The sequence below is a fragment of the Leifsonia sp. ZF2019 genome, assembly GCF_019924635.1.
Classification (GTDB): domain Bacteria; phylum Actinomycetota; class Actinomycetes; order Actinomycetales; family Microbacteriaceae; genus Leifsonia.
On the sequence record NZ_CP065037.1, the window covers coordinates 1,743,642 to 1,764,756 of the forward strand.

Genomic DNA, 21,115 nt, shown 5'->3' on the forward strand with positions numbered 1-21,115 from the left:
TACAGGCATGTCCTCGGATGCAACCCCCCACACCGTGTTGCCCTCCGCGACGCCCGGCAAGGCGTCGCCCGAATCACTGACCGGCTCGCAGGCCGTCGTCCGCACCCTCGAGCTGCTCGGCGTCACCGACGTCTTCGGGCTCCCGGGCGGCGCGATCCTGCCGATCTACGACGCCATCGTGGACTCGGCCAAGATCCGCCACATCCTCGTCCGCCACGAGCAGGGCGGCGGCCACGCCGCCGAGGGCTACGCGTCGGCCTCCAACAAGGTCGGCGTCGCCATGGCGACTTCCGGACCCGGCGCGACCAACCTCGTGACCTCGATCATGGACGCGCACATGGACTCCGTTCCGGTGGTCTTCATCACCGGCCAGGTCTTCTCCACCCTCATGGGCACGGACGCGTTCCAGGAGGCCGACATCGTCGGCATCACGATGCCGATCACCAAGCACTCCTTCCTGGTGAAGCGCGTCGAGGACATCCCGGCCACCATCGCCGCGGCCTACCACATCGCGGGCACCGGCCGACCGGGACCCGTGCTCGTCGACATCACCAAGGATGCGCAGCAGAACACGGCGCCGTTCGTGTGGCCGCCCAAGGTCGATCTGCCGGGCTACCGGCCGATCACCAAGGCGCACGGCAAGCAGATCCTGGCGGCCGCGCAGCTGCTCGTCGAGAGCAAGAAGCCGGTGCTCTACGTCGGCGGCGGCGTCATCCGCTCGCGGGCGTCGCAGGAGCTCCTCGAGCTGGCCGAGGCCGTCGGCGCTCCGGTGGTGACCACTCTGATGGCGCGCGGCGCGTTCCCGGACACCCACGAGCAGCACCTCGGCATGCCGGGCATGCACGGCACGGTCCCGGCCGTTCTCGCGCTCCAGGAATCGGACCTCATCGTGTCGCTCGGCGCGCGGTTCGACGACCGTGTCACGGGTAACACCTCCCTTTTCGCGCCCCACGCGAAGATCGTGCACGTCGACGTCGACCCTGCCGAGATCTCCAAGATCCGCATCGCCGACGTCCCGATCGTCGGCGATGCCAAGGACGTCATCGTCGATCTGACCGCCGCGTTCCAGGACGCGTCTGCGACCGTCAAGCCCGACCTCGTCGAGTGGTGGACCTACCTCAACGGGCTCCGCGAGGAGTTCCCGCTCGGGTTCACCCCGACGAGCGACGGGCTCCTGGCACCGCAGCACGTGATCCAGCGGATCGGCGAGCTGACCGGGCCGGAGGCGATCTACACCGCCGGCGTCGGCCAGCACCAGATGTGGGCGGCGCAGTTCATCAAGTACGAGCGGCCCAACTCATGGCTCAACTCCGGCGGCGCCGGCACGATGGGCTACTCGGTCCCCGCGGCGATGGGCGCCAAGGTGGCCCAGCCGGACCGCGTGGTGTGGGCGATCGACGGCGACGGCTGCTTCCAGATGACCAATCAGGAGCTCGCCACCGCCACGCTGAACGACATCCCGATCAAAGTCGCGATCATCAACAACTCGTCGCTGGGCATGGTGCGGCAGTGGCAGACGCTGTTCTACGACGGCCGCTACTCCAACACCGACCTCAACACCGGGCACGACACCGCGCGCGTCCCCGACTTCGTGAAGCTGGCCGAGGCGTACGGCGCCCTCGGCATCCGCGTCACCAAGGAGGAAGAGGTCGACGCCGCCATCAAGCTGGCCCTCGAGACCAACGACCGCCCGGTCGTGATCGACTTCGTCGTGAGCGCCGACGCCATGGTGTGGCCGATGGTCCCCCAGGGAGTCAGCAACAGCTACGTCCAGTACGCACGCGACCACAGCCCCGCCTTCGGAGAGGAGTGACCATGAGCAGCCACGTTCTGAGCCTCCTCGTGGAGGACAAGCCGGGTCTGCTGACCCGGGTCGCCGGCCTGTTCGCCCGGCGCGGATTCAACATCCACTCGCTCGCGGTGGGCACCAGCGAGGTCGAGGGGCTTTCCCGCATCACCGTCGTGGTCGACGTGGAGGAGCTGCCGCTCGAGCAGGTCACCAAGCAGCTCAACAAGCTGATCAACGTCATCAAGATCGTGGAGCTGGACCCGGCGCAGTCGGTCCAGCGCGAGCACCTGCTCATCAAGGTGCGCGTCGACAACTCCACCCGCTCCCAGGTTCTGGAGGCGGTCAACCTCTTCCGCGCCCGCGTCGTCGACGTGGCCACGGACGCGCTCGTGATCGAGGTCACGGGCGACTCCGGCAAGACCCAGGCGCTGCTCAAGGTGCTCGAGCCCTACGGGATCAAGGAGATGGCCCAGTCGGGCCTGCTCGCGATCGGCCGCGGCTCCAAGTCGATCACCGAGCGCGTCTTCAAGAACTGAACCGTCAGAACCACACATGAAGGAGAATCCACCAGTGGCTGAGATCTATTACGACAACGACGCCGATCTCTCGATCATCCAGAGCAAGAAGGTCGCCGTCATCGGCTACGGCTCGCAGGGGCACGCGCACGCGCAGAACCTCCGCGACTCGGGCGTCGAGGTCGTCATCGGCCTGAAGGACGGCTCGAAGTCGAAGCCGAAGGCCGAGGAGGCGGGCTTCCGCGTCCTCAGCGCCGCCGACGCCGCCAAGTGGGCAGACGTCGTCGTCATCCTCGCGCCGGACCAGGTCCAGCGCCACCTCTACGCCGAGGACATCCAGCCGAACATCGAAGAGGGCAATGCGCTCGTCTTCGGCCACGGCTTCAACATCCGCTTCGGCTACATCGAGGCGCCGGAGGGCGTGGACGTCATCATGGTCGCCCCCAAGGGCCCGGGCCACACCGTGCGCCGCGAGTACGAGGCCGGGCGCGGCGTCCCCGTCATCGTCGCCGTCGAGAAGGACGCCACCGGCAACGCGTGGCCGCTCGTCCTGAGCTACGCCAAGGGCATCGGCGGCCTCCGCGCCGGCGGCATCAAGACCACCTTCACCGAGGAGACCGAGACCGACCTGTTCGGCGAGCAGGCCGTGCTCTGCGGCGGCGTCTCGCAGCTCGTCCAGTACGGCTTCGAGACCCTGACCGAGGCCGGCTACCAGCCGCAGGTCGCCTACTTCGAGGTGCTGCACGAGCTCAAGCTCATCGTGGACCTGATGTGGGAGGGCGGCATCGCCAAGCAGCGCTGGAGCGTCTCCGACACGGCCGAGTACGGCGACTACGTCTCGGGCCCGCGCGTCATCGACCCGCACGTCAAGGAGAACATGCAGGCCGTCCTCACGGACATCCAGACCGGCGCCTTCGCCGAGCGCTTCATCGCGGACCAGGACGCCGGCGCGCCGGAGTTCCTCGCGCTGCGCAAGAAGGGCGAGCAGCACCCGATCGAGGCCACCGGCCGCGAGCTGCGCAAGCTCTTCGCATGGAACGCGTCGAACGACGACGACTACGTGGACGGCGAGGTCGCGCGCTGATCCAGCGCCGCGCTGCTGCCGTCTGACGGCACGCTAGCCTGAGGGGTGCCGTGCTCCACCCGTCTCCTGACGGGATCGGAGCACGGGACCCCTTCGTCGTCGAGAGGACCACCGCCATGCCCCGACCCGCCGTCGAGATCGCCGTGCAGGATGTGCCCGGCGTGCGCATCGCCCTCGCGGAGGGCGCGGACCGCGTCGAGCTGTGCTCGGCGCTGGGCCTCGGCGGCCTCACGCCGTCGGCCGGTGTGCTCCGCGCCGCCGTCGAGGCGGCGGAGGAGGCGTCGCGCGCCGGGTTCGTCCACGTGCTCGTGAGGCCGCGCGGCGGCGGCTTCGTGTACGACGAGGACGAACTGGCCACCACCGTCGCAGACATCCGATTCGCACGCGAGGCCGGCGCATCGGGCGTCGTGGTCGGCGCGCTGGACGAGGCCGGGCGGGTCGATCGCCCTGCCGTCGAGCGGTTCGTCGCCGCGGCGGACGGCCTCGAGGTGACCTTCCACCGCGCGCTCGACATCGTCGCAGACCCGACGTCGGCGCTCGAGGCGCTCAGCGGCCTCGGGGTCACACGGGTGCTCTCCTCGGGCGGCGCTCCCCGCAGCATCGAGGGCGTCGAGGTGCTCACCGCGCTGGTCGAGCGCGGCGCCGGGCGCGTCCAGGTGATGGCCGGGGGAGGTGTGCGCGTGGAGGACATCCCCGCGCTCGCCGCCGCGGGTGTCGCCGCCGTGCACCTGTCGGCGCGCGACACCGTCCAGGGCGCGCCGAGCGGACCGGGGGGCGGCGATGCAGCCTACGACATCACCGACCCGACGACGGTCCGAGCCGCCGTCGCGGCGGCGGAGTCGCAGCGCGCCTAGCCCGTCACAGCGCGCAGAACACACACAGCGCGATCAGCAGCAGCTGCAGCACTGCCCGGGGGAGGAGGGGCGTGCCGAAGGCGCCAAAGCGGTCCGGATGGCGCGCAGCGTAGGCGTTCGCCGGAAACACCGCGATCAGGAACACCGCGAGGCAGATCGCCGCAGCCACACGGGTGGGCGGCAGCAGCAGTCCGATGCCGCCCGCGACCTCGCAGGCGCCCGTGACGGCGACCAGGACCGGTGGCGCCGGCACCCCCGGGCGGCGCAGGGCCGGCGGGATCATCGCCGCCATGCCGCGGGCCGGCCCCGGCACGAAATGCAGGGCGCCCATGACGAGGAAGACCGCCGCGAGAGCCAGCCGGGTCACGAGCTGCGCGATGTCGAAGGCGGTCATCCCACCATCCTCTCTCGGGCGGGGCCGTTCCGCGCGTAACGCGGCGAAAGCAGCACGTGCGCTCCCGCTAGAGTTAACGCGACCTGCGCCCCACCGACCGTGGCGCTCTTCTCTCCCAAGCCAGCCCTGCACCTCGAAGGAAACTGCCACGTGACAAAGCCGGTCGTCCTGATCGCCGAAGAACTCTCGCCCGCCACCGTCGACGCCCTGGGGCCCGACTTCGAGATCCGCAGCGTCGACGGGACCGACCGCCCCGCGCTGCTCACCGCCGTCGCCGACGCCGACGCGATCCTCGTCCGCTCCGCCACGAAGGTCGACGCCGAGGTCATCGGCGCGGCGCCGAAGCTCAAGGTGGTCGCCCGCGCCGGCGTCGGTCTCGACAACGTCGACATCAAGACCGCCACCACCGCGGGCGTCATGGTCGTCAACGCGCCGACCTCGAACATCATCTCCGCCGCCGAGCTCACCGTCGGACACATCCTGAGCCTCGCCCGCCACATCCCGGCCGCGCACAGCGCGCTCGCCCAGGGGCAGTGGAAGCGGTCGAAGTACACCGGCGTCGAGCTCTACGAGAAGACGATCGGCATCATCGGCCTGGGGCGCATCGGCGCGCTCATCACGGCCCGCCTGCAGGCGTTCGGCACGAAGGTCGTCGCGTACGACCCCTACGTCACCTCCGCCCGCGCACAGCAGCTGGGCGTGCAGCTGGTGACGCTCGACGAGCTCCTCGCCGAGTCGGACTTCGTCACCATCCACATGCCCAAGACCCCCGAGACCACGGGCATGATCAGCGACGACCAGCTCGCCCTGATGAAGGAGACCGCGTTCATCGTGAACGTCGCGCGCGGCGGCCTCATCGACGAGGACGCCCTCTACCGTGCCCTCACCTCCGGCTCGATCGCCGGGGCCGGCCTCGACGTCTTCGTGAGCGAGCCGCCGACGGACTCGCCCCTGCTGGCACTCGAGAACGTCATCGTGACCCCGCACCTCGGCGCCTCCACCGACGAGGCCCAGGAGAAGGCGGGCGTCTCGGTCGCGCGCTCGGTGCGCCTCGCGCTCTCGGGCGAGCTCGTCCCCGATGCCGTCAACGTCGCCGGCGGCGTCATCGACCCGTACGTGCGCCCGGGCATCCCGCTGGTCGAGAAGCTCGGCCAGGTGTTCTCCGGGCTCGCACACAGCCCGCTCACCAGCATCGACGTCGAGGTGCGCGGCGAGCTCGTCGACTACGACGTGAGCGTGCTGAAGCTCGCGGCGCTGAAGGGCATCTTCACCAACATCGTCAGTGAGACGGTGTCGTACGTGAACGCGCCGCTCCTCGCCGAGCAGCGCGGCATCGAGGTTCGCCTCATCACCGACTCGGTGAGCGAGGAGTACCGCAACCTGATCACGCTGCGCGGCGCGCTCAGCGACGGTTCGCAGGTGTCGGTCTCCGGCACCCTGACCGGCACCAAGCAGATCGAGAAGGTCGTCGAGATCAACGGCTACGACGTCGAGGTGCCGATCGCGGAGCACCTCATCGTCATGGTCTACGACGACCGCCCCGGCATCGTCGCCGTCTACGGCCGCGAGTTCGGTGAGTCGTCGATCAACATCGCCGGGATGCAGATCGCCCGCACGTCGGCCGGCGGCAAGGCGCTCAGCGTCCTGACCGTCGACTCGCGCGTGCCGGAGGGACTGCTCGAGAAGGTCCGCGTCGCGATCGACGCCGACCTCCTGCAGGAGATCGACATCACCGAGTCCTGAGCGCCTCCCCGGACACCCCTCGACAGCCTGCTGGAGAAGTTTTTCCGGCGGGCTGTCGATTTCCGCGGTTGACTGACGTCGTACCGGTGTTCGCATCAGTGAACGCGCGTGAGCGCGCGAGACGTGAGGAGACATCATGACCGACGAGTACGTCCTGCTCATCAAAGAGCCGAACTGGGATCCGGCCGCAATGAGCGCGGAGGACTGGGCAGCCGGGATGGCCGGGCACCGGGCGTTCCAGGAGGCGGTGGCAGCGGCGGGCGAGAGGATCCTCGCCAGCAACGCCCTGCAGCCGGAGAGCGCCGCGACGAAGATCACCCCGCGCGCCGGGCAGGCGCCGCTGATCACCGACGGCCCGTTCGGCGAGACCCGGGAGGTGGTGACCGGCTTCTACAGCTTCACCGCCGCGACTCCGGAGCGGGCTCGCGAGCTCGCGTCGCTGGTTCCGAGCGAGGGCTGGGTCGAGCTGTACCCGGTGCTCGTGTTCGACCGCGCGAACTGATTGCGGCGGTGGTCGCGGCTTGTTTGAATGAGCTGTGACCACCGCCATCGAGCGCGCGTACCGCACGGAGGCGCCGCACATCCTGGGCGCCGTCGCCCGCTCGGTCGGCGACCTGCAGCTCGCGGAGGACGCGGTGCAGGAGGCGTTCGCCCGCGCGGTCGCCGAGACGGCACGGGGGCGCGCGCCCGCCAACCCCGCCGCGTGGATCACGACGGTCGCCCGACGGATCGCCATCGACGCGTTGCGCCGCGAGGCCACAGCGGCCCGTGCCCTTCCCGCCCTCGCGGCGGACGAGGCCGGGCGGGAGGCGCGCAACAGCGTGGCGGAGGCCGACATGCTCGCGAACGACGTGTTCACCGGGGACGAGCGTCTGGAGCTCATCCTCCTGGTCTGTCACCCCGAGGTGACGGAGGAGACGCGGGTCGCCCTCGCCCTGCGTTTCGTCTGCGGCGTTCCGACGGCGCAGGTGGCGGAGGTCTTCCTGGTGCCGGAAGCGACGATGGCGGCGCGCCTGACCCGGGCGAAGAAGCGCATCCATGATTCGGGGCTGCGCTTCACCGTGGACGACCCGGAGGCGTTGAGCGACCGTCTGCCGGACGCGCTCACCACGGTCTACCTGCTCTACACGGTCGGCCACGCGCGCACCGACGACCGGCTGCGCGCCGACGCCGTCGAGCTGGCCAGGGACGTGCGCCGCATCCGCCCGGACGACGCGGAGGCGACGGCGCTGCTGGCGCTCCTGCTGCTCACCGAGGCGCGGCAGACGACCCGGGTGTCGGCGCAGGACGACTTCGTCACGCTCGCCGACGCGGACCGCACGCGCTGGGATCGCGCGCTGCTGGCCGAGGGGGAGCGGCTCGCGACCGCCGCGCTGACGACCGCGGCAGGGGAGGAGCCCGGCCGGTTCGCCCTGCAGGCGGCCGTCGCGGGGCTGCACGGGATGGCGCCGACATGGGAGACCACAGACTGGCCGGCCATCGCGCGGCTGTACGACGGTCTCGTGCGCGGGTGGCCGTCGGCGACCGCCCGGCTCGGGAGGATCGTGGCCCGTGCCTACAGTCCGGACGTGGGGCCGGAGGCGGCGCTCGCAGAGCTGGACGCGCATCCCGACCTGTTCGACGGGGTGGCCGCGTCGCAGGCTCTCGCCGTGCGCGCCGACCTGCTGCGGGCAGCGGGGGAGCGGCTCGCCGCCGCCGACGCCTACGAGCGGGCCCTGACGGCGGCCGATGACGCGCGGGTGCGGCGGTTCCTCACCCGCCGGCGGGACGAGCAGCGCGGAGCGTGAGGCTGGGAGTCCGGCCGAAGGCGCTGCTCAGGCGACGGGATCGACGCCGAGGCGCTGGACGAGCTCGATCACGCGGTCGAGATCGGTCTCGCCGCGGAGGACGGCGTTCGTGTCGGGCAGGAGCGCGGTGTTGTAGTACATCCCGTCGCCGATGAGCATGATAATGCGCGCGATGAGCGGGTCGCCGACGGATGACTCGAGGATCTCGAGCCAGGATCGCTGCATCGCGGCGAGGGCGTCGCGCGCCCGGCTGTCCGCGCTCTGCGCCAGTCGGGCGACGGCGACGATGGAGCGTTCGAGGTCGTTGTCCGTGGGGATGGACGTGCGGATGAAGTAGTCGACCGGCCCCTCTGGTGCAGCCCGCATGCGCCCGAGATCGGCCTCGACGTGGTCGTTCAGCCGGGCGAGCACGCCGTCGACCATCGCGTCCTTGGAGGCGAAATGGTAGAGCAGGCCGCCCTTGGAGACGCCGGCGCGCGCGGCGACGGCCTCGAGGGTGGCCGCCCGTTCGCTCTGCTCCCCGAGGAGCTCCTCGAAGGCGTCGAGGATGCGGTCGCGGGCGGAGGGGGTTTCGGCCATGCCGCCCATGCTAGCCGCTCGGACTTGATTACTGTACCGTCCAGACGGTACAGTAATCGACATGTCCACGACGAACCCCACCCGGCCCGCACCCACCGTCGCCCCGCGCGCCGGTGCGCGTGAGTGGGTGGCTCTCGCCGTCCTCATGCTCCCGGTCCTCCTGGTCTCGGTGGACAACACCGTCCTGAGCTTCGCGCTGCCCGCCATCTCGCAGGCGCTCGAGCCGAGCGGCACCGGGATGCTGTGGATCATCGACGCCTACCCGCTGGTCCTCGCCGGCCTGCTCGTCTCGATGGGCAGCCTGGGCGACCGGATCGGGCGCAGGAAGCTGCTCATGATCGGCGCGACCGGCTTCGCGCTCGTCTCCGTCGGTGCGGCGTTCGCCCCCACCACGGAGCTGCTCATCGCCGCACGTGCCAGCCTCGGCTTCTTCGGCGCGATGCTCATGCCGTCGACGCTGTCGCTGCTGCGGAGCGTGTTCGTCGACCGCGAGCAGCGGCGCCTGGCGATCGCCGTCTGGGCGTCCGGTTTCGCGGCCGGCTCCGCTCTGGGCCCGATCGTCGGCGGCCTCCTGATCGAGCACTTCTGGTGGGGCTCCGTGTTCCTGCTCGCCGTCCCGGTGCTCATCCCGCTGCTCGTGCTGACGCCGCTGCTGGTGCGCGAGTCGCGCGACCCGAACCCGGGGCCGATCGATGTGCCGAGCATCCTGCTCTCGCTGTTGGCGATGGCGCCCGTCGTCTACGGCATCAAGTCGCTGGCGTCGGAGGGGCTCACGGTCGTGGGGGTGCTGGCGATCCTGATCGGCGTCGCCGCGGGCTGTCTGTTCGTGCGCCGTCAGTTGCGCCGCCCCATCCCGATGCTCGACATGCGCCTGTTCCGACGCGCCTCGTTCAGCGGCGCAGTGCTGGTCAACCTGCTGAGCGTGGTGTCGCTGGTCGGCTACCTGTTCTTCGTCTCCCAGCACCTGCAGCTGGTGCTCGGGCTCAGCCCGATCGAGTCGGGGCTCGTCCTGCTCCCCGGACTCGCCGTCATGATCGTCGCAGGCCTCGTCGTCGTTCCGATCGCGCGACGGGTGCGCCCCGCGATCGTGGTCCCCGTCGCGCTCGGCATCTCGGCGGTCGGCTACCTCGTCATCGCCCTCTCGGGCGGGGACGCGCAGACCGGGACGCTCATCCTGTCCTTCGTGCTCCTCGGGCTGGGCATCGGCGCGGCCGAGACCGTCTCGAACGAGCTGATCCTCACGAGCGCGCCCGCGGAGAAGGCCGGGGCCGCGTCGGCGGTCTCCGAGACGGCCTACGAGCTCGGCGCGGTGCTCGGGACGGCGACACTGGGCACCATCCTCACCGCGTCCTACCGGGCGGCGGTCGTGCTGCCGAGCGGACTCACCGATGCCCAGGCGCACGCCGCGGGGGAGACCCTGGGTGGTGCGACGACCGTGGCCGGCCAGCTCCCGCCGCAACTGGGCGAGCAGCTGCTCGCGTCGGCGCGGGCGGCGTTCGATTCCGGCGTCGGGCTGACCGCCGGCATCGGGGTCGGTCTCATGGCCGCCGCTGCGGTGCTCGCGGTGGTCTCCCTCCGGCGGCTGCGCGGCTGACGCGGCGAGGAGGGAGGCCGCCCCGGCCGGTAATGTGGAGGCGTCCGCACGCATCGACCACGCAGGAGTGCCATGTCCCAGACCGTCAAGCTCGCTGTCATCCCCGGAGACGGGATCGGGCCGGAGGTGATCGCCGAGGCGGTCAAGGTCCTCGACGCGGTGAGTGCCGGCAGCGACCTCGCCTTCGATAAGACGCACTTCTCGCTCGGCGCGGACCGCTACCTGGCCACGGGCGACGTGCTCACGGACGACGACCTGGCGGCGATCTCCGCGCACGACGCGATCCTGCTGGGCGCGGTCGGCGGGACGCCCGGCGACCCGCGGCTCGCAGGGGCGAACATCGAGCGCGGCCTGCTGCTGACGCTGCGCTTCTCGCTCGACCACTACGTCAACCTCCGCCCGACCACGCTGTTCCCCGGCATCGCCAGCCCGCTGGCCGACCCCGGCGCGGTCGACTTCGTCGTCGTCCGGGAGGGCACAGAGGGGCCCTACGTCGGCAACGGCGGCGCCATCCGCCAGGGCACGCCGCACGAGATCGCCAACGAGGTCTCCGTCAACACCGCCTTCGGCGTCGAGCGCGTCGTGCGGTTCGCGTTCGAGCAGGCCGGGCAGCGGCGCAAGAAGCTGACGCTCGTGCACAAGACGAACGTGCTGACGTTCGCGGGCGGGCTGTGGAAGCGCATCGTCGACGCGGTGGCCGCCGAGCATCCGGATGTGGCCGTCGACTACCTGCACGTGGACGCCGCGACGATCTTCCTCGTCACGGACCCTGCTAGATTTGACGTGATCGTCACGGACAACCTCTTCGGCGACATCCTCACCGACCTCGCGGCCGCGATCAGCGGCGGCATCGGGCTGGCAGCGTCGGGCAACATCAACCCCGCCGGCGCGTTCCCGAGCATGTTCGAACCGGTTCACGGATCGGCTCCGGACATCGCCGGCCAGCAGAAGGCCGACCCCACCGCCGCGATCCTCTCCGTCGCACTCCTGCTCCGCCACCTCGGCGCCCAGGAGCAGGCGGCCCGCGTGGAGCAGGCGGTGTCCGCCGACCTGGCCTCCCGCAGCGGGACGCAGCGCACGACCGCCGAGATCGGCGACGCGATCGCCGCCCGGGTGGCGCAGAATTAGATCACCCTGTTTCACCGCAGGCAGCGCAAAGGACTCTCAATGACATCCAGCAGTATCACACTCACCAGCGGCCCCACCGAGACGAGCGGCCTGCTCTGGCAGGTCACGCGCAACGAGGCCGCGCGCGACGCCGCCGAGCGCGAGGAGATCCTCGCCGACCCGGGCTTCGGCAACTACTTCACGGACCACATGGTCGACATCTGCTGGTCGTCGAAGGGCGGCTGGCACCGGCCGCGCGTCTCGCCGTACGGGCCCATCCAGCTCGACCCGTCGGCGGCCGTGCTGCACTACGCCCAGGAGATCTTCGAGGGCCTCAAGGCGTACCGCCACGAGGACGGCTCGATCTGGACTTTCCGCCCCGAGGCCAACGCTGCGCGTATGCAGCGCTCGGCCTACCGCCTGGCGCTGCCCGAGCTGCCCGTCGAGCACTTCCTCGACTCGATCAAGCAGCTCATCGCCGTGGACGGCGACTGGGTGCCCTCGGCGCCGGAGACCAGCCTCTACCTGCGTCCGTTCATGTTCGCCAAGGAGGCGTTCCTCGGCGTGCGCCCGGCGAACAAGGTCGCGTACTACCTGATCGCGAGCCCGGCGGGCGCCTACTTCACCGGCGGCGTCGCTCCCGTCTCCATCTGGCTCTCCGACCGGTGGTCCCGCGCGGGCCAGGGCGGCACGGGAGCGGCGAAGACCGGTGGCAACTACGCGTCGAGCCTCCTCCCGCAGGCGGAGGCGTACGACCACGGATGCGCCCAGGTGCTGTTCCTCGACTCCGTGGAGGGCAAGTACCTCGAAGAGCTCGGCGGCATGAACGTGGTGCTCGTCCACAAGGACGGCACCGTGGTGACCCCGGAGTCGGAGAGCATCCTCGACGGGATCACGCTCGACTCCATCCTGCAGCTCGCCCGCGACCGCGGCCACACGGTCGAGCGCCGCAAGGTCACCATCGACGAATGGCGTGACGGCGTCGAGAGCGGCGACATCGTCGAGGTGTTCGCCTGCGGCACCGCCGCGGTGGTCACCCCGATCGGCGAGCTGAAGTCGGACACGTTCACCGTGGGCGACATCACCGCGCCGCCCGGGGAGCTGACGATGGCGCTGCGCCAGGAGCTCACCGACATCCAGTACGGCCGCGCGCGCGACCGCCACAACTGGATGACCCGCCTCGACGGGTAGCCCTGCGGCACCGGGTCCTTCAGCGGACGGCCGGCGTGCGCACCGCCTTCAGGGCGGCGTGCACGTCGGCTTCGTCGTTCCAGAGGTGGAAGGCGACGCGGGCGCGGCCCGCGCGACCGGAGGCGCGGAGGCCGGCCGCGGCGAGGTCGGCCAGGGCGGCGCCGTCGGGGTCGTCCCAGGTGACGATCGCCTGCCCGCGGGTCGGCAGGCCCATCGCCTCGGCGAACGTATCGCCGAGCGCGGTCGCGTGCGCGTGGACGGCGTGGATGTCGAGGTCGTCGAAGAGGCCGAGGGCGGCCGCGGTTCCCGGCCAGACCGGCCACGCGGGCGAGACGTCGAAGCGTCGGGCGGAGCGGGCCGGTTCGACGACGGGCCCGTAGCAGGATGTCCACGGGTCCTCACCCGCGCACCAGCCCGCGTGCACCGGCACGAGTGCCTCGCGCATCACATCGCCGACGGTGAGGAAGGCGGACCCGCGGGGTGCGCACAGCCATTTGTAGGCGTGCGTGGCGGTGACGTCGAACCGCGAGGCGTCGACGGGCAGCCAGCCGAGCGCTTGGGTGAGGTCGGCGAAGGTGCGCGTCCCGGTTCGGGCGCACGCCGCGAGGATCCCGTCGGCGTCGGCGAGCGCGCCGGTCGCCGACTGCACGAGGGAGAACGCCACGAGCCAGGTGCGGTCGTCGATCGCGTCTGCGAGGGCGGCCAGTGGTGCCGAGCGCACGACGACGCCGCGGTGGGCCTGCGCATAGAAGGGTGCGACCATCGACGCGAAGTCGCCGTCGGCGCAGAGCACGGTCGCGCCGTCGGGCACGGACGCGGCGACGAGCGAGGCGAGCACCGACACCTGCGAGCCGATCGCGACGGCGTCGACCGGTACGCCGGCGAGGCGCGGGAAGGAGGCGCGGGCCCGGCGCACCGCGTCGTCGTAGTCGACGGGCGACGAAGCGCCGGACGCCCAGCGGTCGAGGTCCGCGCGGCCGGCGGCGACGGTCGCATGGGTCGGCAGGCCCTGCGTGCACGCGGCGAGATAGCCGGCTCCGGCGGGGAAGCGGTCCTGAAAGGTGAGCATGCCTCCACCGTGCGGGATGCGCCATCCATCGCACCAGATCAGGTATTCAATCGCATCCATTCGGATTGGTTATGATTACTGAATGCTGCCCGACGACCTCGACTCCCACAGCCTCCGCGTGGTCCGCGCGATCGCGGACGAAGGATCGATCACGCGCGCCGCCGAGGCCCTCGGATACAGCCAGCCGGCGGTGAGTCAGCACCTGCGCAAGCTGGAGGCCCGGATCGGGCTCCCCGTCGTCGCGCGTGCCGGGCGCGGCGTGCGCCTCACCGAGGCCGGGCGTGTGCTCGCCCGGCATGCGCTGGCGGTCACGACCGCGCTCGACGCCGCGGCGGGCGAGCTCGACGACCTGCGCGGCCTGCGGACGGGCCGGGTGCGCCTGGCGGGATTCCCTTCCGCCTCGTCCTCCCTCGTGCCGCGCCTCCTGAGCACCATGGAGGCCCGGCATCCCGGAGTGCGGATCACCTACCTCGAAGCCGAGCCGCCGGAGGCCGTCGCCGCCGTCCGGGCGCAGACCGCCGATCTGGCGATCACCTTCGGCTATCCGGGAGACCGGGTCGACCCGCACCGCGAGAGCGCGCGTGGCCTGGCGGTCGCACCGCTCTGGCGCGACGAGATGCTGCTGGCCCTCCCCTCCGGGCATCCCCTCGCCGTGCGCGAACGCGTCGACCTGGCTGACCTGGCGGACGAGGCGTGGATCGGCGGGTGTCCGCGCTGCCGCGGCCACCTGCTGGAACTTGCGGCCGGGCGCGGCTACGAGCCGCGCATCGCCTATGAGACCGACAACTTCGTCGCCGTGCTGCGGATGGTGGCCGAGGGCATGCGCCTCGCCCTGCTCCCCGGCCTCGCGGTCGGCTCGGCCGGGGAGCAGGCCGGCGTCGTGCTCCGCTCGACAGGCAACCGCGACCACCGGACGATCAATCTCGTCGGCGCGGCGGGGGCCGACGTCGTGCCGGCGATCTCCGCCACCGCCGAGGCCATCGCCGGGCTCGAGGTGGGGGAGTGGCGACTAGCATCGGTGGGATGAGCGACGAGAGCGACGTGACCCGCGCCGACGAGACCGTCTTCGCGGTCGTGGGGCCCGGCGCGGTCGGCGGCCTCGTGGCGTGGCTGCTGCACCGGGCGGGGCGGGACGTGGTCGCGGTGGGGCGCCCGGCCACGGTGGACGCCCTCCGCGCGGACGGCATCGAGGTGCGCAGCGCGCAGTTCGGCTCCGGCGTGGAGCGGGTCCCGGCCGACACGGTCGTGCCGGACGGGGCGAGCGTCATCCTCGCCACGAAGGCGTACGGGCTGGACGCGGTGCTGCCCGACATCGCCGCCTCCCGGCCCGTCGAGGTCGTCTCGTTCCTCAACGGGGTGGAGCACGTCGGGCCGCTGCGCGCCGCGCTCCCGGGCGTCGCGGTCGCGGGCGCGTCGGTCGCGGTCTCGGCGCTGCGCCTCTCGCCGAGCGTGATCGACCACCGCAGCCCGTTCGTGAACATCGAGGCCCCGGAGGCGGCGGCCGGATTCGCGGCGGTCCGCGCGCTCGCCGACGCCGGGCCGCGCGTGCGCGCCCGCGGAACCGAGTCCGAGGTGCTCTGGGCGAAGTTCCGGATGCTGGCGAGCCTCGCCCTGCTCACCTCGCACTGGCGCCAGCCGGCCGGCGCCGCCCTCAGCGCGGAGCCGGAGCTGACCGAGGCCGTGGTCGCGGAGATCGTCGCCTGCTCCACCGCCGAAGGTGTTCCCGCCACCGCGGTCGACCTGATGAGTGTGCTCGCCACGGTGCCGGGCGGGATGCGCACGTCCCTGCAGGAGGACCTCGCGGCCGGCGCGCCGAGCGAGCTCGACGCCATCGGCGGCGCACTGCTGCGCATCGGGGAGCGCGACGGCGTGCCCACGCCCGCGATCGCCCGGATCGTCGCGGGGCTAGGCTCGTAGGGTGAAGATCGCACGATTCAGCCACGACGGCGCCATCGACTACGGAATCGTCGACGACGACGCCCTCGTCGTCCTCGCCGGGGACCCCATGTTCGCCGGATTCGACACCACGGGCGAGCGTGTGCCGCTCGGGAAGGTCGGCGCTCTGCTCGCGCCGGTCATCCCGCGCTCGAAGGTGGTGGCGGTCGGCAAGAACTACCGGGACCACGCCGCCGAGATGGGCGGGGAGGCGCCGGCCGAGCCGCTGCTCTTCCTCAAGCCGAACACGTCCGTCATCGGCCTCGGCGACGCCATCCTGCTGCCGCCGCAGTCGGAGCGCGTGGAGTTCGAGGGCGAGCTGGCCGTCGTGATCGGGACGATCGCCCGCAACGTGCCGGAGGCGAAGGCCCACGAGTACATCTTCGGGTACACCGTCGCCAACGACGTGACCGCCCGCGACCTCCAGAAGAAGGACGGTCAGTGGACGCGCGCGAAGGGCTTCGACACGTTCTGCCCGCTCGGCCCCGTGATCGAGACCGAGCTCGACCCGGAGGCGTTCCTGCGCACCCGGGTGAACGGCGAACTGAAGCAGGAGGCGCGTCTCTCGGAGATGGTGCACGACATCCCGTCGATCATCGCCTACGCGTCGAGCGTCTTCACCCTGCTCCCCGGCGACGTCATCCTGACCGGCACGCCCGCCGGCGTCGGGCCCCTCGTGGCCGGCGACACGGTCGAGGTGGAGATCGACGGGGTCGGCTCGCTCGTCAACCCTGTGCGCGCCCCCAAGTAGCCGCGCCGCGCACGGCCGCTCCTGACTAGGATTGGGAGCGGTATGTCTGACAACGCTTCGCACCCCTTCTCCACGGCCACCGGCTCGGACGTCCGCGTCCGCTTCTGCCCGTCGCCGACCGGCACGCCGCACGTCGGCCTGATCCGCACCGCCCTGTTCAACTGGGCGTACGCGCGGCACACCGGAGGCAAGCTCGTCTTCCGCATCGAGGACACCGACGCGGCGCGCGACAGCGAGGAGAGCTACGCGCAGATCATCGACGCGCTCACCTGGCTGAAGCTCGACTGGGACGAGGGAATCGACGTGGGCGGCCCGCACGGGCCGTACCGGCAGTCGCAGCGCGGCGAGATCTACCAGGAGCTCATCGAGCGCCTGAAGGAGTCGGGCCACATCTACGAGAGCTTCGCCACCGGCGAGGAGATCGAGGCGCGCAACGTCTCGCTCGGCCGTGACCTGAAGCTCGGCTACGACAACTTCGAGCGCGACCTGACCGAGGAGCAGAAGGCGGCCTACCGCGCCGAGGGCCGCGAGCCGGCCCTGCGTCTGCGCGTGCCGGACGACGACCTCAGCTTCGACGACCTGGTGCGCGGCGAGATCACCTTCCCTGCCGGCTCGTTCAGCGACTTCGTGGTGGTGCGCCCCAACGGCAAGCCGCTCTACACCTTCGTGAATCCGGTCGACGACGCGCTCATGGGCGTGACCCACGTGCTGCGCGGCGAGGACCTCCTGTCGTCCACTCCGCGCCAGATCGCGCTGTACCATGCCCTGATCGACGCGGGCGTGACCACTTTCGTACCGCGCTTCGGCCACCTCCCGTACGTCATGGGCGAGGGCAACAAGAAGCTTTCGAAGCGCGACCCCGAGTCGAACCTGTTCCACCACCGTGATCGTGGCTTCATCCCCGAAGGCCTGGTCAACTACCTCGCGCTGCTCGGCTGGTCGCTGAGCCACGACCGCGACGTGTTCTCGACCGACGAGATGGTCGCCGCGTTCGATGTCGCCGACGTGAACCCGAACCCGGCACGCTTCGACCAGAAGAAGGCCGAGTCGATCAACGGCGACCACATTCGGCTGCTGGAGGTCGCGGACTTCGCCGAGCGGACCATCCCGTACCTGGTGGCCGCGGGTATCCTCACCGAGCCGCTCACCGAGGCGCAGCGCACGGTGCTCGCGGAGGCGGCACCCCTGGTCCAGGAGCGCATGCAGCTGCTCGGCGAGGCGCCGGGGATGCTCGGCTTCCTGTTCACCGACGCCGCCTCGCTCGTGGTGGAGGACGACGCCCGTGCGTCGCTGCCCGCGAACACCGGCGAGGTGCTCGCCGCCTCCCTCGGCGCCCTGGGCGACATCCCCGAGGCCGAGTGGACCCACGACGCCATCGAGAGCGCCCTGCGCGACGCCCTGATCGAGACGATGGGCCTCAAGCCCCGTGTTGCCTTCGGCCCGCTGCGTGTCGCCGTCTCGGGGCGCCGGGTGTCGCCGCCGCTGTTCGAGTCGATGGAGATCCTGGGCAAGGCCGACACCATCGCGCGGCTCGACCGGCTCTCGGCGTCGCTGGCCTAGGGGGAGCGGTGCCCGAGCAGAGCGAGCACGCAGCGTTCGAGGTCGTCGTCGTCGGCGGCGGCCCGGCCGGGCTCTCGACCGCACTGAACCTCGCGCGTGCGCGGCGGCGGGTGCTCGTCGTCGACGGCAACCGGCCCCGGCACGCTGCGACACTGATCGCGCGCGGCTTCTTGACCCGTGACGGCGTGCCTCCGCTGGAGCTGCGCCGTCTCGGCCGCGAGGAGGTCGACGCCTACGACAACGCGCAGGTCGTCTTCGCCCAGGTCGGGTCGATCGAGCTGGAGGGCTCGGGCTTCCGGGTGCGCGCCCGCGGCGTGCGCGGCGGCGCGGACGTGGACACGGTCGCGGAGGCCCTCGTGCTCGCGACCGGCGTCACCGAGACCATGCCCGCCATCCCGAGCCTTCGCGCCTACTACGGCACCCAGCTGCACAGCTGCGTCGAGTGCGACGGCTTCGAGAAGGCCGATACGCCGCTCGCCCTCATCGGCGAGTCCGCCGACCTCGCCGAGCGCGCCCTCCTGCTCACCCAGTGGACCGACGACCTCGTGGTGTTCACCAACGGTGTCGCACCCGTGAGCGCGGACGAGGAGCGGGCCCTGGCCCGGCTGGGCGTCACCGTCGAGCGCCGCCCGATCGACGACGTGGTGGGGGACAAGGGCGTGATGACCGGCGTGCGACTGGCCGACGGCACGGTGATCGAGCGGGCGGGCGGCTTCGTGCGCCCCGCCTGGACCCCGGCGCTCGACTTCGCCGCCGGCCTCGACCTCGACCGGGACACCGACGGCTACCTGGTGACCGACCGTCAGGGCCGCACCTCGCTCCCCGGTGTCTACGCCGCAGGAGAGACCACGGCCCCCGGACCCCAGCAGCTCATCGTCGCGGCCGGCTCCGGCGCCGTCGTCGCATCCGCCGTCAACCGCGACCTGATCGGCATCCAGGCGGACGAGCGCGCCGTTTTGTAGTTCGTTGCGCGCGTAGGATAGAGTTGTTTCTCGTGCCCGGGCCTTGGCCCGAAGCCCTTGGGGTATGGTGTAATTGGCAACACGGCTGATTCTGGTTCAGTTGTTCTTGGTTCGAGTCCAGGTACCCCAGCAAGCGAAGCCCCGGAATTCCGGGGCTTTTTTGCTGTCATCCCGCGGCCCGAGTTCGCCGGGCCCCGGGCCTCACCCGCCCGCGCCCCCACCCCTCCGCCGGCCGACGGCGGCGGTGACGCCCGCGAGGATCAGCGACAGGGCCGCGGGGGTGATCGCAGCGTGGTCGCCGATCATGCTGGCCCCGGTCGCGCCGACCAGGCATCCCACGATGAACCCGGTGAGCAGAGGCCAGGCCGCGGTCCACCTTTCGCGGACGGCCCGGTCGTGACCGCGCGTGCGGACGAGGTCGACGGCGGCCATGGTGGCGACGACGAGGTTGCCGGTCATCACCGCTGTCGAGAACGCCGCGCCGGGGAGGAGGTGCAGGTAGGCGTTCTGGGTCGCCATCGCCGCGACCGCGCACAGACCGATGACGACCGCGAGCGGGGCGGCCGGGTCTGCCGAGGCCGTCGTCGTGAAGGAGAGCACGGCGGCGACCGCGAGCAGGACGGTCTGAACGGCGAGCAGGGGTCCGAACCGGCGCCTCCTCAACCACGCGGAGGCGCGTCCTGTCACGGTGACCACGGCGACCACGACGACGAACACGGGAATCGCGAGGAGGCTCGCCGGAGCCGGCCGATGGCCGGTGACCGCGTCGGCGGCCAGCACCACGAGGTTGCCCGTCACGTGGGCGGAGAAGAAGCCGCCGAGCAGCAGCCAGCTGGTCACATCCGTCGCTCCGGCGATGAGACTGAGCGCGGCCGCGGTCCACAGTGCACCGGAGCCGAGGTCGTCCCTCGACGCGACGCGCGAGCCAGAGGTCGTCACGCTCCCGTCCCTCTCGCGGCGCGGATCCGGTTGTGGACGAACGCCGGAATCAGGATCCCGACCGCCATGCCGAACACCGTGAGGCCCGCCTCGGTCGCGTCCTGAACGATCTCGACGAGCAACCGCTGGGCCGCCTCCCCGGACGACCGCTGCAGGACCGTCAGACCGTCGAGCACGCGGAAGATGAGCACACCGGGCATGAGCGACACGACGGAGGCGAACCCGACGGCGGCGAACGGCACTCCGAACCGACGAGAGGCGGGAAGGAGCACACCCGCCGCGAGAAGGCAGGCGAGGACGGCGGCGAGAGCGGAGTCCCAGTGCCACACGGTGATGGCGGTCCATCGGAGAGCGTGGACGGCCCCGCCCACCAGGAGCGGCCAGTAGAGGATGCGCACGGGCGCCGAGTAGAAGACGCCGTAGCACACGGCCACGACCCCCGCAGCGACGGCGTCGAGCAGCACCGGGACCTCCCGCCCGCCGGGCTCCGGGATCAGGTTCGCGCCCCCGATCGTGAGGCCGATCACGAGGCCCGCGCCGATCGACAGGAGAGTGACCGCGGCGAAGGTGAGGCGGCTCACGCCCAGCGGGATACGCAGCCCGGCCAGGTCGAAGGCGCCGTTCAGGAGGTGCGGACCCGGGACGAGGATCATGCACGGGCACACCACGGCGAGCCGCAGCTCGGAGCTGAAGCCCAGGTCGATCGCGGCGGCGCCGAGCACGCCCGCTATCAGGGCGGCGGCTCCGACCTGCCAGAACGGGGATGCGCCGGCCCGGCCGAGCAGCCGTCGGACCACCGCGCCCAGAGTGGCGGACACCACGATGACGGCGATCGGCTCCCACCGCCGGACTCCGAAGATGACCGCGAGACACGAGGCGCCCGCGGCGCAGGCCAGGACGAACAGCGCCAGGTTCGCGGCCGGGAGCGCGGCCGCTCGCCGCACCGCCTCATATGCCGCCGCCGGGTCGGTTCGCCCGGCGGCGAGGGCGTCGATCGCCCGATCCACGGCGAGGACGCGGTTCATGCCCAGATTCGACGGTGGCGTCCTGAACACGAGCCGGGAGCCGCTCGCGGCCGTGACCTCGGAGCGGTTCCAGCCCAGGTCGAGCTCGATCGGCTCCCCGAGAGCGGATGACAACTGGTCCGCCCGCGCGCGGGTCCGGTGGGACTCGGCCCCGTTGGCATGGAGGGTCTCGAGGGCGTCCGCGGCCAGCCGCTCGCCGGACACAGCATCCCGCGTGGTTTCGGGTCCTGTCGGCAT

At 71.5% G+C, this 21,115-nt stretch carries 20 protein-coding genes and 1 tRNA gene; 16 read left to right on the forward strand and 5 right to left on the reverse strand.

The features are described 5' to 3' along the window. Nucleotides 1-7 precede the first annotated feature (7 nt). From IT072_RS08595 to IT072_RS08610, 4 genes are all read left to right on the forward strand, one after another. A complete protein-coding gene (locus IT072_RS08595) occupies nucleotides 8-1,813 on the forward strand; it encodes an acetolactate synthase large subunit (RefSeq protein WP_223360526.1) in 1,806 nt (601 codons plus the stop codon). Nucleotides 1,814-1,815: 2 nt separating this feature from the next. Continuing rightward, nucleotides 1,816-2,325 (forward strand): acetolactate synthase small subunit, encoded by a 510-nt coding sequence (ilvN, locus tag IT072_RS08600; protein ID WP_223360527.1) that lies wholly within the window; start codon nucleotides 1,816-1,818, stop codon nucleotides 2,323-2,325. Between the two features lie 34 nt (nucleotides 2,326-2,359). Further along, entirely contained in the window at nucleotides 2,360-3,388 is a 1,029-nt protein-coding gene (gene ilvC, locus IT072_RS08605; RefSeq protein WP_223360528.1) for a ketol-acid reductoisomerase, read from the forward strand. A gap of 116 nt (nucleotides 3,389-3,504) precedes the next feature. Next, a complete protein-coding gene (locus tag IT072_RS08610) occupies nucleotides 3,505-4,242 on the forward strand; it encodes a copper homeostasis protein CutC (RefSeq protein ID WP_223360530.1) in 738 nt (245 codons plus the stop codon). Between the two features lie 4 nt (nucleotides 4,243-4,246). Here IT072_RS08610 and IT072_RS08615 read toward each other — a convergent pair whose 3' ends face one another. After that, complete coding sequence (locus IT072_RS08615; protein ID WP_223360531.1) at nucleotides 4,247-4,636, reverse strand: DoxX family protein; 390 nt, start codon at nucleotides 4,634-4,636, stop codon at nucleotides 4,247-4,249. A gap of 150 nt (nucleotides 4,637-4,786) precedes the next feature. Between IT072_RS08615 and serA the strand changes: the two genes are divergently transcribed. The 3 genes from serA to IT072_RS08630 all read left to right on the forward strand — a co-directional run bounded on the left by serA (nucleotide 4,787) and on the right by IT072_RS08630 (nucleotide 8,166). After that, nucleotides 4,787-6,379, forward strand: coding sequence for a phosphoglycerate dehydrogenase (gene serA, locus IT072_RS08620; protein ID WP_223360532.1), 1,593 nt, complete (start codon nucleotides 4,787-4,789; stop codon nucleotides 6,377-6,379). Nucleotides 6,380-6,515: 136 nt separating this feature from the next. Next, a complete protein-coding gene (locus IT072_RS08625) occupies nucleotides 6,516-6,881 on the forward strand; it encodes a YciI family protein (RefSeq protein ID WP_223360533.1) in 366 nt (121 codons plus the stop codon). A 34-nt stretch (nucleotides 6,882-6,915) separates the two neighbouring features. Then, nucleotides 6,916-8,166, forward strand: coding sequence for an RNA polymerase sigma factor (locus tag IT072_RS08630; RefSeq protein ID WP_223360534.1), 1,251 nt, complete (start codon nucleotides 6,916-6,918; stop codon nucleotides 8,164-8,166). A 27-nt stretch (nucleotides 8,167-8,193) separates the two neighbouring features. On the opposite strand, the gene IT072_RS08635 is transcribed toward IT072_RS08630, so the two are convergent. Beyond that, complete coding sequence (locus IT072_RS08635; protein ID WP_223360536.1) at nucleotides 8,194-8,745, reverse strand: TetR/AcrR family transcriptional regulator; 552 nt, start codon at nucleotides 8,743-8,745, stop codon at nucleotides 8,194-8,196. 61 nt (nucleotides 8,746-8,806) lie between these two features. Here IT072_RS08635 and IT072_RS08640 point away from each other — a divergent pair, with 61 nt between their 5' ends. The 3 genes from IT072_RS08640 to IT072_RS08650 all read left to right on the forward strand — a co-directional run bounded on the left by IT072_RS08640 (nucleotide 8,807) and on the right by IT072_RS08650 (nucleotide 12,637). After that, nucleotides 8,807-10,339, forward strand: coding sequence for an MFS transporter (locus IT072_RS08640; protein ID WP_223360537.1), 1,533 nt, complete (start codon nucleotides 8,807-8,809; stop codon nucleotides 10,337-10,339). A gap of 72 nt (nucleotides 10,340-10,411) precedes the next feature. Then, nucleotides 10,412-11,467 (forward strand): 3-isopropylmalate dehydrogenase, encoded by a 1,056-nt coding sequence (locus tag IT072_RS08645; RefSeq protein WP_223360538.1) that lies wholly within the window; start codon nucleotides 10,412-10,414, stop codon nucleotides 11,465-11,467. Between the two features lie 39 nt (nucleotides 11,468-11,506). Continuing rightward, nucleotides 11,507-12,637 (forward strand): branched-chain amino acid aminotransferase, encoded by a 1,131-nt coding sequence (locus tag IT072_RS08650; protein WP_223360539.1) that lies wholly within the window; start codon nucleotides 11,507-11,509, stop codon nucleotides 12,635-12,637. Nucleotides 12,638-12,656: 19 nt separating this feature from the next. Here the strand turns inward: IT072_RS08650 and IT072_RS08655 are convergent, their stop codons facing one another. Then, the gene (locus IT072_RS08655) at nucleotides 12,657-13,766 is read right to left on the reverse strand and encodes an aminotransferase class V-fold PLP-dependent enzyme (RefSeq protein WP_223360541.1); all 1,110 of its coding nucleotides are present in this window, start codon (nucleotides 13,764-13,766) and stop codon (nucleotides 12,657-12,659) included. Nucleotides 13,767-13,788: 22 nt separating this feature from the next. On the opposite strand from IT072_RS08655, the gene IT072_RS08660 reads away from it, so the two are divergent. From IT072_RS08660 to IT072_RS08685, 6 genes are all read left to right on the forward strand, one after another. Next, nucleotides 13,789-14,733: a LysR family transcriptional regulator gene (locus tag IT072_RS08660; protein WP_223360543.1), complete on the forward strand. Its 945-nt coding sequence runs from the start codon at nucleotides 13,789-13,791 to the stop codon at nucleotides 14,731-14,733. After that, a complete protein-coding gene (locus IT072_RS08665; protein WP_223360544.1) occupies nucleotides 14,730-15,623 on the forward strand; it encodes a ketopantoate reductase family protein in 894 nt (297 codons plus the stop codon). The genes IT072_RS08660 and IT072_RS08665 overlap by 4 nt, the downstream gene beginning before the upstream one ends. A 1-nt stretch (nucleotide 15,624) precedes the next feature. Further along, nucleotides 15,625-16,392 (forward strand): fumarylacetoacetate hydrolase family protein, encoded by a 768-nt coding sequence (locus tag IT072_RS08670; RefSeq protein WP_223360545.1) that lies wholly within the window; start codon nucleotides 15,625-15,627, stop codon nucleotides 16,390-16,392. A 42-nt stretch (nucleotides 16,393-16,434) separates the two neighbouring features. Then, the gene (gene gltX / locus IT072_RS08675) at nucleotides 16,435-17,952 is read left to right on the forward strand and encodes a glutamate--tRNA ligase (RefSeq protein ID WP_223360547.1); all 1,518 of its coding nucleotides are present in this window, start codon (nucleotides 16,435-16,437) and stop codon (nucleotides 17,950-17,952) included. An 8-nt stretch (nucleotides 17,953-17,960) separates the two neighbouring features. Further along, the gene (locus tag IT072_RS08680; protein ID WP_223360548.1) at nucleotides 17,961-18,914 is read left to right on the forward strand and encodes an NAD(P)/FAD-dependent oxidoreductase; all 954 of its coding nucleotides are present in this window, start codon (nucleotides 17,961-17,963) and stop codon (nucleotides 18,912-18,914) included. Nucleotides 18,915-18,972: 58 nt separating this feature from the next. Further along, a tRNA-Gln gene (locus tag IT072_RS08685) sits at nucleotides 18,973-19,044 on the forward strand. A gap of 71 nt (nucleotides 19,045-19,115) precedes the next feature. On the opposite strand, the gene IT072_RS08690 is transcribed toward IT072_RS08685, so the two are convergent. Both IT072_RS08690 and IT072_RS08695 read right to left on the reverse strand, forming a co-directional pair. Continuing rightward, nucleotides 19,116-19,853: a YoaK family protein gene (locus IT072_RS08690; protein ID WP_223360549.1), complete on the reverse strand. Its 738-nt coding sequence runs from the start codon at nucleotides 19,851-19,853 to the stop codon at nucleotides 19,116-19,118. Further along, nucleotides 19,850-21,115: a threonine/serine ThrE exporter family protein gene (locus IT072_RS08695; RefSeq protein ID WP_223360550.1), complete on the reverse strand. Its 1,266-nt coding sequence runs from the start codon at nucleotides 21,113-21,115 to the stop codon at nucleotides 19,850-19,852. The genes IT072_RS08690 and IT072_RS08695 overlap by 4 nt, the downstream gene beginning before the upstream one ends.

Coding starts and splice junctions, on each gene's coding strand:
- IT072_RS08595 (WP_223360526.1), top strand. CDS start 8: ATGTCCTCGGATGCAACCCCCCACACCGTGTTGCCCTCCGCGACGCCC.
- ilvN (WP_223360527.1), top strand. CDS start 1,816: ATGAGCAGCCACGTTCTGAGCCTCCTCGTGGAGGACAAGCCGGGTCTG.
- IT072_RS08610 (WP_223360530.1), top strand. CDS start 3,505: ATGCCCCGACCCGCCGTCGAGATCGCCGTGCAGGATGTGCCCGGCGTG.
- IT072_RS08615 (WP_223360531.1), bottom strand. CDS start 4,636: ATGACCGCCTTCGACATCGCGCAGCTCGTGACCCGGCTGGCTCTCGCG.
- IT072_RS08625 (WP_223360533.1), top strand. CDS start 6,516: ATGACCGACGAGTACGTCCTGCTCATCAAAGAGCCGAACTGGGATCCG.
- IT072_RS08635 (WP_223360536.1), bottom strand. CDS start 8,745: ATGGCCGAAACCCCCTCCGCCCGCGACCGCATCCTCGACGCCTTCGAG.
- IT072_RS08640 (WP_223360537.1), top strand. CDS start 8,807: ATGTCCACGACGAACCCCACCCGGCCCGCACCCACCGTCGCCCCGCGC.
- IT072_RS08645 (WP_223360538.1), top strand. CDS start 10,412: ATGTCCCAGACCGTCAAGCTCGCTGTCATCCCCGGAGACGGGATCGGG.
- IT072_RS08650 (WP_223360539.1), top strand. CDS start 11,507: ATGACATCCAGCAGTATCACACTCACCAGCGGCCCCACCGAGACGAGC.
- IT072_RS08655 (WP_223360541.1), bottom strand. CDS start 13,766: ATGGATGCGATTGAATACCTGATCTGGTGCGATGGATGGCGCATCCCG.
- IT072_RS08660 (WP_223360543.1), top strand. CDS start 13,789: ATGCTGCCCGACGACCTCGACTCCCACAGCCTCCGCGTGGTCCGCGCG.
- IT072_RS08665 (WP_223360544.1), top strand. CDS start 14,730: ATGAGCGACGAGAGCGACGTGACCCGCGCCGACGAGACCGTCTTCGCG.
- gltX (WP_223360547.1), top strand. CDS start 16,435: ATGTCTGACAACGCTTCGCACCCCTTCTCCACGGCCACCGGCTCGGAC.
- IT072_RS08695 (WP_223360550.1), bottom strand. CDS start 21,115: ATGCCGACAGGACCCGAAACCACGCGGGATGCTGTGTCCGGCGAGCGG.